Source organism: Pedobacter sp. A2324 (assembly GCF_059693705.1).
The window spans coordinates 296,857-309,559 of record NZ_JCASSK010000004.1; the positions used below are offsets into that span (position 1 = coordinate 296,857).

Below are 12,703 nucleotides of genomic sequence, written 5' to 3' on the forward strand. Positions count from 1 at the left end.
AAAATACGAATGCCCATCATTATAAATTTAGATGTAATGCTTGCCCGAAGAAAAATGTCGCTTACTGAGTTAAGTGAGCGGGTAGGGATTACCATGTCTAATTTATCTATTTTAAAGACAGGTAAGGCTAAGGCAATAAGGCTGGAGACATTAGAATCCATCTGTCGGGTGCTCGACTGTCAGCCGGGCGATATTCTCGAATTCAGGGCTGATGAGCTTTAATGGCCTATAATAGGGTTTTTTCGGACAAGGCTTTCATCTTGCTTTATTCAAAAAGGTGCCAGCGTTAATATATTCACTTAGCATCTACAAAAAAAAGCCTTTCAGGTCATCTGAAAGGCTTTTCAATATATTTTATATTAGTTTTAGACTATGCTTGTTCAGCCAATACTTTAGTTACTAAATCAGCAGCTTCTTTTAAAGCGATTGCTGAGTAAACCTGAAGACCTGACTCGTCAATTAATGCTTTAGCTTCAGCAGCGTTAGTACCTTGTAAACGACAGATGATTGGCACAGGAATGTTTCCGATTTCTTTGTAAGCATCGATTACACCTTGAGCAACACGGTCGCAACGCACAATACCACCGAAGATGTTAATTAGTATTGCTTTTACATTCGGGTCTTTCAAAATGATATTGAAAGCCGCTTTAACTGTTTGTGCATTTGCAGTTCCACCTACGTCTAAGAAGTTTGCAGGCTCGCCACCAGCTAACTTTATAATATCCATAGTAGCCATCGCTAAACCAGCTCCGTTAACCATACAACCTACGTTACCGTCAAGGTTAACAAAGTTTAAGTTAGATGCGCTTGCTTCAACTTCCATTGGATCTTCCTCTGAAACATCACGCATTGCAGCGTAATCAGCATGACGATATAAAGCGTTTTCATCTAAATTTACTTTAGCATCAACCGCAATTACTTTATCATCAGATGTTTTCAATACAGGATTGATTTCAAACATTGAAGAATCTGTAGCTTCATAAGCTTTGTATAATGCTGAAACGAACTTCACCATTTCTTTGAAAGCATTTCCGCTAACACCTAAGTTAAAAGCTATTTTACGGGCCTGAAAACCTTGTAAGCCAACTTTAGGGTCAATTTCTTCTTTGAAGATTAAGTGAGGTGTATGCTCAGCAACTTCTTCGATATCCATACCACCTTCGGTACTGTACATGATGATGTTACGGCCAGCCGCACGATCCAGCAATACTGAAATGTAGAATTCTTTAGTTTCAGAAGCGCCTGGATAATAAACATCCTGAGCAACTAAAATTTTGTTCACCAATTTTCCTTCCGGACCAGTTTGAGGTGTAACCAATTGCATTCCGATAATATCAGTTGCACGCTGTTTAACTTCATCAAGGTTTTTGGCTAATTTAACACCACCACCTTTACCGCGGCCACCTGCATGGATTTGCGCTTTAATTACAACCCAGTCAGAGTTATAGTCAATTTTCAATTGCTTAGCAGCCTCAACAGCTTGCTCAGGCGTATCGGCAACGATTCCTTCTTGAACGTTAACACCGAAACTTTTTAATATTTGTTTACCCTGGTATTCGTGAATATTCATTTGCTACAAAATTTGCCCAAAGCTACAATTCTAAAGGCTTTAAACAAATAGTAATTTCCGATTTTTTCGATAAAATGAACGTTTTGTGTTAATCTTCGAATTGGGTTGTTTAACTTCCGGCAAAGGGTGTACCGAAGATACCCACAGCAAGTTCTGCCCAGATCAGGAACAGGGAGATCAGGATCACAATCAGCATAATTGTTCTGGTGGTGCCTGTTCTCAGGTTTCTGATAACCAGTTCTATGGCAATACCAGTACTCAAGAGCAGGATGGCAGCCACCGCAAAATCGGAAGGCGTCCATTTAACTTCATTTGTAAATTGCATGGCAATGAGAGGGATGCTTAGCAAAACTGCTGTTGTTGCCAGGATAATCGTAATCCTTAGCTTGCTTCCCTGAAGTGGTTGTTGATTTCTCATGATATTTAAATTTAATGTTTTGTCTTGAAATTATTGCTTACGCGTTAACCTTTGCCAGCCCCGGTGCACTGGGCCCCGGGACAAACTAAAACTATAGCAAAGGGGCAAAGGCGACAGATCATTGTATAGAAAGTGAAATAGCTATCGTTGTATTCCCTTTTGGTTTTTGTGAACACTGAAATATTTAGCCGTTCGCCAATCCGGTAAATTCCAGGATACCCAATTGACACTTTGGTAGCGTTCTTTGAAGTAGCCAATCCTTTCATCCAACTGGTTTGCATAAACAGCTTTGTTGCCATCTAATGAGATTAGTTTGGACCTGTTTTTATCCAATTCAGGCAATGTTTTGTCTGATAGTGAAAGCAGGTATCCGGCATCAAGGGTGATCGAATCGGCTCTTGACAGATTGTATTTTGCAATGAAAACATCCCAATTGATCGTGCTGAAAGCTAATAGCAGAATAAACCAGATGTAGCCGTTAATTTTCAGCAGATAGAAAAACGTTTTTTGGCGGGCAACTTTTACATATACGGTGATCAGGCCAATGCTACAAAGGAGTGCAAAAACCAATACTCCAATTCTTTTGTGGGTTAATCCATAGAATTCAATGTAATAACCATCCCTGATCAGTACAGAGACAATCAGTAAAGCGTTCTGAAATATCCAGATATAGGTAAGTAACCTAAGCGTTTTGCTTTTTTTATAGAAATTTAGATTTCCTCTAAAGAAATAAATGATGATGAGCATGGCAAGTAGAATGCTAAAAATCAGGGCATTGGTGCCGTCGTGCAAATCGGCAGAGAAATTTCCCGAAGGGGTATACCCAAACCAAAGCGTGGTAATATCAATGGCGTTTAAAAACAACAATAGCAGATTTAATACGCTAAATGAAATCAAGGCGGAGATAAACTCAGTTTTAAGCGCCAATTTGCGGGTGACCAGATTGCCACTGAATGTGCTAACTACTTCGAACCAGATTGTTTTTTGCCTGATATTCTTTCTCAGCCGTAACAGATCTTCTTTAAACGTCAATTCAAAAGTTTGAAGCCCCTTGTTGAAAAAAGTAAAAATGAAGGCACTGGTGAGCACTAATCCAAAGCAGAAATGCATAAACCTTGGAAAGCTCAGGTCGGTAAAAAGGAAACCAAAAATGTTTGTGAAGAAATCGCCGATGCTGATTAACAAAGCTTCGCCATAGTGGGCAAAAACACTATTTGCCGCGGAGTAAAGGCAAGCAAAAATAAAGAAGATAATAAAAGGGATAAACACATACTTGATGAGTTTGAAAAGCGGTTTCAGATTAAAACGACCTATGTTGATTTCACTAAGATTTCGAACCGTATTGAAAGGGACGGTAATCATTTGTAAAATTGTTGCCAAAAAAGCAGTGAACACGGTTCTGATTTGCTGGTTATGACTAAACCCAATAAAAATGACCAGACTGACGTAGCAGGCGGCTAAACTCAGGAAAGAGTTATTGATTACAACAAGGATAGCAGCCAGCAGATGTGCAGCTGCGAAGAAATAAAATTTGGGGGTTTTGGCTACGTCGGTATTGAGCCAGGTAACGGTAGTTAGAAAGGCAGTGTAGATAAGCAGGTTTAATGCCAGCCGCTCTTGCCAGAATATTAAGCTAAACAACAAAGCGCCAAACAAGGCAGATAGCAGTAAAAAGTTCGATTTATTTGTTATTGTATTCATATTAAGTTTATGAGGTATAAGGATTTGTGTTTATTAAAAGCGCTTTGTATTTCAAAGTAAATGGTCAAAAAAAATAGGTTATAGTTTCTTAATCATTTTTTCCAGGGCATCCAGGTGTGCTTTGAAGGCCTGTCTTCCCAGCATGGTAATAGAGTAGGTGGTACTGGTTTTTCTGCCAATAAATCCTTTGTGCACCTTGATAAATTCAGCCTGTTCAAGTGTCGTGAGGTGCGAAGCCAGATTGCCATCAGTAAGCTCGAGCATTTGCTTTAAGTCATTAAAGGCGAATTCATCATTCACCACCAAAATAGACATCACACCCAACCTGATCCGGCTGTCGAAAATCTTATTTAATTCTGCTATCGGATTTTTCATATCATTTGCCTTTCTCGTATTTAAAATACATTAAAAGACCGTAAACGATGTGTAATATACCAAAACCGAAAGCCCAGAAATACAAGCCATAACCTGTGTTAAACATGCATACAAGGCCTAACACAACCTCACAATAACCAAGATATTTAATATCGCTATAAGTATATTTACTGGCGTTGATAAGTGCAAGACCATAAAAAACCAGGCATGTTGGCGCTATAATGCTGTAGGTATTAGGGTGATTAATCAGTAGGGCAATGATAAACAGTCCACCTGCCGCCAGTGGCGTAAATAAGTTGATCAGTAAAGATTTAGAAGTCTTATCCCAGATGGGGAGGTTATTTTTCTGACTTTTTCTGTAGGTGAACAATATTCCCCCGGCCAAAGCAATGATTAAAACGAAAACACCTAGTTTGATGAGGTTGAACTCCAGATCCATTTCTCCGCTTATACCATAGCCATATCCACGGTTATTCACGAATTTATTAATTTCATCATTGGCGAAATAAGCACCAATTAAAGCTATAACACCGGCAAAAACACCTGATAAGCCGCTTAAAGAAATAAACCGGGATGACCTGTCCATCATTTGTCTGATGTCTTTCAACGCATTTAACTGTTCTTCTGAACTATTCATTTTAAAAGTGCTTTGTTTTTCAAAGTTAAATAAGAAATTGATAACTCCAAATTTTATTTTAACTTTTTCTGATGTCAGGGATTCAGCAATTTTGCGGCAATTTCAAGGTAGCACGAATATGCTGGTACTTTACTGTTTCTCCTTTAGTCTTTCAGCTTTTTTAGTAAATTTGAACCATGCTAAAAGCCAGTGGTATTACTAAATCGTATGGAAATCTCCAGATATTAAAAGGTGTGGATTTCGAAGTGCAAAAAGGGGAGATTGTAAGCATTATCGGGCCATCCGGTGCAGGAAAGAGCACACTCTTACATATATTGGGCACACTGGATAAACCTGATCAGGGTACCGTAGCGCTCAAAGGGACTGTAATTAATAAGCTTCATGGTGATTTACTTAGTGCTTTCAGGAATCAGAATATTGGCTTTGTTTTTCAGTTTCATCACCTCTTGCCCGAATTTAGTGCCATTGAAAATGTATGTATTCCGGCATTTATAGCCAAAACAAATAAAAAGCAGGCTGAAATCCGTGCGCTGGAATTATTGGATTTGTTTGGCCTTGCCGACCGGGCTCAGCATAAGCCTAATCAGCTTTCTGGTGGAGAACAGCAACGGGTAGCAATAGCACGGGCTTTAATTAACAATCCAACTATCGTTCTGGCCGATGAACCTTCAGGTAATCTGGATTCGGAAAATGCTGCTGCGCTGCATCAATTGTTCATCTCTCTGCGGGACAATTTCCAGCAAACTTTTGTTATTGTTACTCATAATGAACATTTGGCTAAAACCGGCGACCGGGTTGTGAGTATGAAAGACGGGTTAATTGTTTAAGCCTATTTACCCTCTTCGATATTCGGATACAAATCAGTCATTCATCAAAAATATTACGTTTTGAAAATATTAATTACTGGTGGCAATAATGCTAAAGCCTTAAAAATCATGAAGGCCTTTCCAAGTCACTTTGTTCTGTTAGCCGATTACGGCGAAGTAGCTGCTATCTCGACAGCACATTATGCTTTTAAATCCCTAGGTGCGCTGAATATGGATAGTATTGCTCATATTTTACTCAATTTCTGTATTACCGAAGCTATAGATGCTGTTCTGCCACTTCATCATTTTGAAGTAGAGCCTTTGGCGAAATCATCAGTTCTCTTTGATGAGTACGGCATTGGGGTGCTAACGCCCCCGGCTGAAGAGCTGAATCGATACCTTTTGGCAGAGAAAAACACCTTTCATAATTTCGGTATTTTCATCAGAGGAGAATGTATTTTTGCCAGTGGGAAGGAGATTTTTGTGATGCAAAGTGATGAAATTAATGGTGTTTTTGGCTATAACGATGCAAATGACCAGTTAACTTTATTGACCATATAACATGAAAAGCCATCCTCAATTAGCAGATAAAGGCCTCGTTATCTTTGAGCTCGATAATGTATTGTATCCGGAGAAAGATTATTTACTACAAATTTACTACCTGTTTACGCAATTTATAGAATATTCAGAACAAAAGCCGGCATCGCCCATACTGGATTTCATGCGTGCTGAATTTGAAAATAATGGACCTGTTGAACTTTTTGAAAAAACAGCGACAGCATTTGATATAGACCTGAAATACAGGCACAACTTTGAGCTGCTGCATGAAAATGCCAGATTGCCACTAAAGCTTTTGCTTTATCAGAATATCCTGCAATTTATGCAGGAACTGGTGGTAGACCGGAAGAAGATATTCATTGTTACCGCCGGAAACCCGGTTCAGCAATTGAATAAAATAAAGCAGACAGAGTGGAATGGGCTGGAGAAATACCTAACTGTTTATTTCGAAGATGAGCTTAAGATACCCAAGAGTGAAATATTTAATAAGATACTTTTAGCGAACGAGTTAGCCGCCGAAAGTGTGCTGGTTGTAGGTGCGAATAAATATGATGAAACACAATCTGAATTGAGTAATTTGGCGTATATTGTATCATCAGAAATATACTAAAACCTATGTCAAAAAAGTTTTTATCTCAGCATACGATCTGGAGTGTGATGCTGCTATTACTGGTTGCTGCTTCATCTTGTAAAAAATCGAAATCGGAAGGTCCCAGCCGCGAAGAGCTAACCAAAGATTCTATTTATCTGTATGCGCAGCAAACCTATTACTGGAATTCAGGAATGCCCAGTTATGCTGATTTCAATCCCCGGAAATATAGCTCAAATAGTGCTATCCTCACCGCAATAAAGGCCTTGCCAAGTACAGGCGGTAAAGATAAATATTCCTTTATTGATGATGGTACTGTTGCCAGTGAACTGGGAGGCGTTGCCGGTGATTTTGGCTTCTCCGTTTTTTTTAATGATGCAAATGACCTTCGAATAAAATATGTTTATGCCAGCTCTCCGGCAGCTGGACAGGGGCTGAAGAGGGGTTACCGGATAACCAAAATTAACGGAAGTACTGCGATCTCTACAAGTGATGCTAACATCAGTTATATTGTGAACGCAGTTTTTGGCACAGCAGCCTCAATTTCTTTAACCGTTACCAAGCCCGATGGTACCTCGCAGGATGTCACGTTGTCTAAAGCAAGTTACAATATTAATCCTGTGCTTTATAGTCACACCTATACCGTAGGGGCAAAAAAGGTTGGATATATCGTATTCAACAGCTTTACAACCAATTCAGCTACTTTGCTGGATGCTGCATTTGCTCAGTTTGCAAATGATGGCATCACTGAGCTGGTGGTGGATTTACGTTACAATGGCGGAGGTTCGGTAGCCACATCAGAGGCATTTACCAACCTCATTGCTCCGGCTTCGCAAAACGGAAAGGTGATGTACACGACATACTGGACTAAAACGATGCAGGATAAAGCCGCAACGATTCTTCAAAATCAGAAATTCTATGCCAAAGGTACCGATGGGGTGACCCGCTTGTACTCATACTTTGATTATGATTATCAACCGACAGCTGCTGCGGGAAATCAGGAAGTTTTTACTAAAAGAGGAACTTTAAATACGCTGAACCGGGTATACTTTCTGGTGTTGAACGGCACGGCTTCGGCCAGTGAGTTATTGATTAATAACCTGAAGCCTGTGATGGACGTGAAATTGATTGGTAAAACAACATATGGTAAACCTGTTGGTTTCTTTGCCATACACATTGATAAAAATGATTTGTACATCCCTCAGTTTGAAACTAAAAACCAAAACAATGAAGGCGGTTATTTTAACGGGATGACGGTCGACAAGGATATCGCAGATGATGTGACGAGAGATTTCGGCGATCCGGCTGAGCGGCTTTTAGCACAGGCCTTGAATTACTCTGCAAATGGCATTTTTACCTCTTATGTAAAAGATAATACGATCAGTAGTACTTCGGGTTTATCACGTGCTTTATCAGATAATGCGGCCGAAAAACTTGACCATGAATTTAAAGGGATGGTTGAAACGAGGAAATTAAAACTAAATAAGTAAATCAATAAACTTATTAAAGCCAGCGCAAAAAGCGCTGGTTTTTTTTTCTTTTTTGTAACAAAAAATGTGTTTCTAAAGGTTGCTTTTTAAGCAAAAATTTAATAAGCTTGTTTAACCTTAATCGTTAAAGAGAATTATGCCAATAGAAATTGTAGAAAAAGAACATATAGGCTACCTGAACATTGTAAATGCTACCGAAGATCACGGAACTGAACTTAAAAGCAAATTAAAAGAAGCACAACGGCTGGGAAACGAGTTTAAATCTAAAGCCATCATTACATTTAATACAACGATTGGTCCGAAAAAAGTTGATACAACTGTTTGGTCGGTAACAGAGAAATTTATTCAGTTAAAAAACAATATTCATATTCCAATAAAAAGCTTAATCGATATCGACTTTTAGGTAGCTCTTTAAGGAAAATAAATCATCCCGCATTTATTTAACCCTTAGCCTGAAATATTAATGAGCACCTTACATAAAATTGCTTTAACCTTTATTAAATTTATCGGACCCGTGAGCGCCAGGAGTTTACTGGTACACTGTGGTAGCGCAGAACAGGTTTTCTCTGCATCCAGAAAGCAGCTTTTAAAGATTCCTGGTATTGGCGAGAGAATGGTTGATGCCATTCTGAACACCGATGCCTTGAAAAGGGCAGAAAAGGAACTCGCTTTTGTTGAAAAGCACGGAATCGAAGTGCTTTTTTATACAGATTCAAACTATCCCCAAAGGTTGAAAAATTGTTCTGATGCCCCGGTTTTGCTTTATTTTAAAGGCACTGTAAATTTTAATCACTCCCGAATCATCAGCATCGTGGGCACCAGAAATGCTACAGACTACGGCAAAATGTTGTGTAAACAGTTATGTGAAGTGCTGGCTCCCTATAACGTCTTAATTATAAGTGGTCTGGCATACGGTGTTGATGTTGCTACACATAAAGAATGCCTTCGTCATCACATTTCCACAGTGGGTGTACTGGGGCATGGTCTGGACCGTTTGTATCCTCAGATTCATAAAAGTGTTTCACAGAAAATGGTTCTCAATGGAGGATTGTTATCTGAATTTCCGACCCAAACTAATCCCGACCGGCAGAACTTCCCTAAACGTAACCGCATCATTGCCGGCATTGCCGATGCAACCATCGTCGTGGAGGCTTCAATTAAAGGTGGTGCACTAATCACGGCAGAAATAGCCAATTCATATCACAAGGATGTATACGCTTTTCCGGGCAGAACAAATGATGTGTTTTCTGAAGGGTGTAACTTTCTGATTAAAACCAATAGAGCAGCGCTGATTAATCATGCGAAAGACCTGGTTTATTATCTCGGCTGGGATGACCAGTTGAATGAGACCACACAGCATACTCAGATGAGCCTGCAAATTAACCTTACTGCTAACGAACAGGCAGTTATCGCAGCATTGTCTAACGGACAGCTTGCAATAGATGAATTAGCACGCCTGTTAAATATTCAGCAAAGTAAACTGGCCATTGTTATCCTTACGCTGGAGATGCAGGGAATCATTGTATCCTTGCCAGGCAAGGTTTACAAGTTAGCTTAGTAGGTACAGGCTGGAAAAAATGATAATGCATTTTGCCCAATAATCAATCTATAATGCCTATTAAAATTGTAGTTTATGTAATAAAATTCTATATAATCGCAATTTTCAAAATTATGTTTTAAATAAAATATAGTTTATAAAATACTTAATGCCTTTGCTTAATTTTGTTGCATGTGGTACAATAATATTCTAGAAACCATTGGTAATACACCATTGGTGAAATTAAATACAATTACTAAAGGTGTTCCGGGAACTATCCTGGCAAAAATAGAAACTACGAATCCTGGTAACTCCATTAAGGACCGTATGGCGGTTAAGATGATTGAAGTTGCAGAGCGGAGCGGAAAGCTAAAACCCGGCGGAACAATTATCGAGGGAACATCGGGTAATACCGGAATGGGACTTGCTATGGCTGCTATTATTAAAGGCTATAAATGTATTTTTACCACAACTGATAAACAATCAAAAGAAAAAGTTGATGCTTTAAGGGCCTTTGGAGCCGAGGTAATTGTTTGTCCGACAAACGTTGAGCCTGAAGATCCACGTTCATACTATTCTGTTTCCTCTCGTTTAGAGCGGGAAGTTCCGAATTCATGGAAGCCCAATCAATATGATAACCTGGCCAATTCGCAGGCACACTATGAGCAAACGGGCCCTGAAATCTGGGCGCAAACGGAAGGTAAAATCACGCACCTGGTGGTAGGTGTAGGCACCGGAGGTACCATTTCTGGTACTGGAAAATATTTAAAAGAAAAAAATCCTGATATCAAGGTATGGGGTATCGACACCTACGGATCTGTCTTTAAAAAGTATAAGGAAACAGGAATCTTTGATAAGGATGAAATCTACCCATACATTACAGAAGGGATAGGAGAAGATTTTCTACCTGCAAACGTAAATTTCGATGTCATTGATTTATTTGAAAAGGTAACCGATAAGGACGCAGCCCTGATGACACGCGACATTGCACGCAAGGAAGGCATCTTTGTAGGGAATTCAGCTGGTGCGGCTATTGGAGGGCTAATTCAGTTGAAAGATAAGCTGAAACCTGAAGATGTGGTTGTAGTTATTTTCCATGATCATGGAAGTCGCTACATGGGGAAAATGTACAATGAAGACTGGCTGCGCGAGCGCGGGTTTTTGCAGGATGAGAAATTAACAGCCAAGTCGATTCTGGCGAAAAAAGAATCTACAGAAATTGTCACGCTGGATGCCACCAAATCTGTGTTGGAAGCCATCAATACCATTAAGTCGATGAATATTTCTCAGATTCCGGTTACACAACAAGGAATGATTGTAGGTAAAATTGCTGAAAGCGACATTTTATCGGCTTTGCTAGAAAACCCCGGACTAAAATCTGCACCGATCTCAGAGATTATGACCGCTACCTTTCCCTTTGTTGATTTGAACACTTCTATAGATAAGATTTCGTCGCTGATCAATAAGGAAAACTCAGCTGTACTGGTAGAGGATGAGGCAGGGAAAATAGAAATTATTACGCAGTATGATATTATCAATGCAATATCTGGTTAATGATTACTGGTGTACATTAACAGCCATAAAAAACGCCCAGGTGAATATTTCATCCGGGCGTTTTACGTTATAATCCTGCCTCTCAGCTTTTTTGATTAGTGGCTTGGTGCATCTGCATTTACACGCTTAATTTGCGCGCCAAGGGCACGTAGGCGTGTGTCGATATCCTGGTAACCACGCTCAATCTGTTCGATATTGTAGATGGTCGATTTACCTTCAGCAGATAAAGCAGCGATTAACAATGACACTCCGGCCCTGATATCAGGAGAGGTCATGCTGATTCCGCGAAGTTTATATTTTTTGTCAATACCATTTACCGTTGCACGATGCGGATCACAAAGGATAATTTGAGCGCCCATGTCGATCAATTTGTCGACGAAGAATAAACGGCTCTCAAACATTTTTTGATGGATTAGGACGTTTCCTTTGGCTTGTGTAGCCACAACCAGTACGATACTCAATAAGTCTGGTGTAAAACCTGGCCATGGTGCGTCAGCAATGGTTAATATTGATCCGTCGATAAAAGTGTCGATCTCATAATGTTTTTGTGAAGGAACAAAAATATCATCACCTCTGCGTTCCAGATGAATACCCAGTTTTTTAAATACTTCAGGAATTACGCCAAGTTCATCATAGCAAACATTTTTGATGGTAATTTCCGATTCAGTCATTGCGGCTAAACCGATAAATGAACCAATTTCGATCATATCTGGCAACATTCTGTGTTCTGTTCCGCCTAAAACTTTTACCCCCTCGATGGTAAGTAAGTTTGAGCCAATACCAGAGATTTTTGCACCCATGCGGTTGAGCATTTTGCAAAGTTGCTGTAAATAAGGTTCACAGGCCGCATTGTAAATGGTGGTTGTACCTTTTGCTAAAACTGCAGCCATAACAATATTTGCAGTTCCTGTAACTGAGGCTTCATCCAGTAATATGTATGCACCTTGCAAATTGGTGGCATCTACATTAAAAAATGCTTTCTTGCTGTCGTAAACAAATTTAGCGCCGAGCTTTTCGAAACCAATGAAGTGGGTATCCAACCTTCTACGCCCGATTTTATCACCACCAGGTTTAGGGATGGCCGCTTTACCAAAACGAGCCAATAGCGGACCAACGATCATGATCGAACCACGAAGACCTCCACCTTTAGCTTTAAAAGTTTCAGACTCGAAGAAATTCAGGTCAATGTTTTTTGCTTCGAAGGTATAGGTGTCTTTATTTATCCTTTCTACAATCACTCCTAAATCGCCAAGCAATTCAATAAGTTTGTTAACATCTTTAATATCGGGGATATTGCTGATGGTCACTTTCTCTTGGGTTAATAATACAGCCGATAAAATTTGTAAAGCTTCGTTTTTGGCGCCCTGAGGAGTGATTTCGCCTTTTAATTTAATTCCGCCTGTTATTTCAAATGCGTTCATATATCTTTTTAGTATTTAGTATAAAGTATCAAGTATTCAGATCGGGC

Annotated in this window: 14 protein-coding genes; 8 read left to right on the forward strand and 6 right to left on the reverse strand. The window is 39.6% G+C overall.

All coding sequences use genetic code 11. From position 1 onward, the window contains the following. The first annotated feature begins 9 nt into the window (after positions 1-9). Complete coding sequence (locus tag AC570I_RS13865) at positions 10-222, forward strand: helix-turn-helix domain-containing protein (RefSeq protein WP_497405892.1); 213 nt, start codon at positions 10-12, stop codon at positions 220-222. A 148-nt stretch (positions 223-370) separates the two neighbouring features. Here the strand turns inward: AC570I_RS13865 and sucC are convergent, their stop codons facing one another. The 5 genes from sucC to AC570I_RS13890 all read right to left on the reverse strand — a co-directional run bounded on the left by sucC (position 371) and on the right by AC570I_RS13890 (position 4,701). After that, positions 371-1,570, reverse strand: a complete 1,200-nt coding sequence (sucC, locus tag AC570I_RS13870) for an ADP-forming succinate--CoA ligase subunit beta (RefSeq protein WP_047799323.1) — start codon at positions 1,568-1,570, stop codon at positions 371-373. Positions 1,571-1,679: 109 nt separating this feature from the next. After that, complete coding sequence (locus AC570I_RS13875; RefSeq protein WP_497405893.1) at positions 1,680-1,988, reverse strand: hypothetical protein; 309 nt, start codon at positions 1,986-1,988, stop codon at positions 1,680-1,682. Positions 1,989-2,129: 141 nt separating this feature from the next. Next, the gene (locus AC570I_RS13880) at positions 2,130-3,689 is read right to left on the reverse strand and encodes a DUF4153 domain-containing protein (RefSeq protein ID WP_497405894.1); all 1,560 of its coding nucleotides are present in this window, start codon (positions 3,687-3,689) and stop codon (positions 2,130-2,132) included. A gap of 78 nt (positions 3,690-3,767) precedes the next feature. After that, positions 3,768-4,064 (reverse strand): winged helix-turn-helix domain-containing protein, encoded by a 297-nt coding sequence (locus tag AC570I_RS13885; protein ID WP_047799320.1) that lies wholly within the window; start codon positions 4,062-4,064, stop codon positions 3,768-3,770. Between the two features lies 1 nt (position 4,065). Further along, positions 4,066-4,701: a hypothetical protein gene (locus AC570I_RS13890; protein WP_047799319.1), complete on the reverse strand. Its 636-nt coding sequence runs from the start codon at positions 4,699-4,701 to the stop codon at positions 4,066-4,068. 176 nt (positions 4,702-4,877) lie between these two features. Between AC570I_RS13890 and AC570I_RS13895 the strand changes: the two genes are divergently transcribed. The 7 genes from AC570I_RS13895 to AC570I_RS13925 all read left to right on the forward strand — a co-directional run bounded on the left by AC570I_RS13895 (position 4,878) and on the right by AC570I_RS13925 (position 11,235). Further along, positions 4,878-5,528: an ABC transporter ATP-binding protein gene (locus AC570I_RS13895; protein WP_047799318.1), complete on the forward strand. Its 651-nt coding sequence runs from the start codon at positions 4,878-4,880 to the stop codon at positions 5,526-5,528. A 60-nt stretch (positions 5,529-5,588) separates the two neighbouring features. Beyond that, entirely contained in the window at positions 5,589-6,068 is a 480-nt protein-coding gene (locus AC570I_RS13900; RefSeq protein WP_497405895.1) for a hypothetical protein, read from the forward strand. A gap of 1 nt (position 6,069) precedes the next feature. After that, positions 6,070-6,675: an HAD hydrolase-like protein gene (locus AC570I_RS13905; RefSeq protein WP_497405896.1), complete on the forward strand. Its 606-nt coding sequence runs from the start codon at positions 6,070-6,072 to the stop codon at positions 6,673-6,675. Positions 6,676-6,680: 5 nt separating this feature from the next. Further along, on the forward strand, positions 6,681-8,144 hold the full coding sequence (locus AC570I_RS13910; RefSeq protein WP_497405897.1) for a S41 family peptidase: 1,464 nt from the start codon (positions 6,681-6,683) through the stop codon (positions 8,142-8,144). Between the two features lie 136 nt (positions 8,145-8,280). Continuing rightward, positions 8,281-8,547 carry a hypothetical protein gene (locus tag AC570I_RS13915; protein ID WP_497405898.1) on the forward strand — a complete coding sequence of 89 codons (267 nt, stop codon included), beginning with the start codon at positions 8,281-8,283 and terminating at the stop codon, positions 8,545-8,547. 60 nt (positions 8,548-8,607) lie between these two features. Next, positions 8,608-9,702, forward strand: a complete 1,095-nt coding sequence (dprA, locus tag AC570I_RS13920) for a DNA-processing protein DprA (protein ID WP_497405899.1) — start codon at positions 8,608-8,610, stop codon at positions 9,700-9,702. Between the two features lie 171 nt (positions 9,703-9,873). Next, positions 9,874-11,235 (forward strand): pyridoxal-phosphate dependent enzyme, encoded by a 1,362-nt coding sequence (locus AC570I_RS13925; RefSeq protein ID WP_497405900.1) that lies wholly within the window; start codon positions 9,874-9,876, stop codon positions 11,233-11,235. A gap of 95 nt (positions 11,236-11,330) precedes the next feature. On the opposite strand, the gene murA is transcribed toward AC570I_RS13925, so the two are convergent. After that, complete coding sequence (gene murA / locus AC570I_RS13930) at positions 11,331-12,656, reverse strand: UDP-N-acetylglucosamine 1-carboxyvinyltransferase (protein ID WP_047799311.1); 1,326 nt, start codon at positions 12,654-12,656, stop codon at positions 11,331-11,333. Between the last annotated feature and the right edge of the window lie 47 nt (positions 12,657-12,703).

Coding starts and splice junctions, on each gene's coding strand:
- AC570I_RS13865 (WP_497405892.1), top strand. CDS start 10: ATGCCCATCATTATAAATTTAGATGTAATGCTTGCCCGAAGAAAAATG.
- sucC (WP_047799323.1), bottom strand. CDS start 1,570: ATGAATATTCACGAATACCAGGGTAAACAAATATTAAAAAGTTTCGGT.
- AC570I_RS13875 (WP_497405893.1), bottom strand. CDS start 1,988: ATGAGAAATCAACAACCACTTCAGGGAAGCAAGCTAAGGATTACGATT.
- AC570I_RS13880 (WP_497405894.1), bottom strand. CDS start 3,689: ATGAATACAATAACAAATAAATCGAACTTTTTACTGCTATCTGCCTTG.
- AC570I_RS13885 (WP_047799320.1), bottom strand. CDS start 4,064: ATGAAAAATCCGATAGCAGAATTAAATAAGATTTTCGACAGCCGGATC.
- AC570I_RS13890 (WP_047799319.1), bottom strand. CDS start 4,701: ATGAATAGTTCAGAAGAACAGTTAAATGCGTTGAAAGACATCAGACAA.
- AC570I_RS13895 (WP_047799318.1), top strand. CDS start 4,878: ATGCTAAAAGCCAGTGGTATTACTAAATCGTATGGAAATCTCCAGATA.
- AC570I_RS13905 (WP_497405896.1), top strand. CDS start 6,070: ATGAAAAGCCATCCTCAATTAGCAGATAAAGGCCTCGTTATCTTTGAG.
- AC570I_RS13910 (WP_497405897.1), top strand. CDS start 6,681: ATGTCAAAAAAGTTTTTATCTCAGCATACGATCTGGAGTGTGATGCTG.
- AC570I_RS13915 (WP_497405898.1), top strand. CDS start 8,281: ATGCCAATAGAAATTGTAGAAAAAGAACATATAGGCTACCTGAACATT.
- dprA (WP_497405899.1), top strand. CDS start 8,608: ATGAGCACCTTACATAAAATTGCTTTAACCTTTATTAAATTTATCGGA.
- AC570I_RS13925 (WP_497405900.1), top strand. CDS start 9,874: ATGTGGTACAATAATATTCTAGAAACCATTGGTAATACACCATTGGTG.
- murA (WP_047799311.1), bottom strand. CDS start 12,656: ATGAACGCATTTGAAATAACAGGCGGAATTAAATTAAAAGGCGAAATC.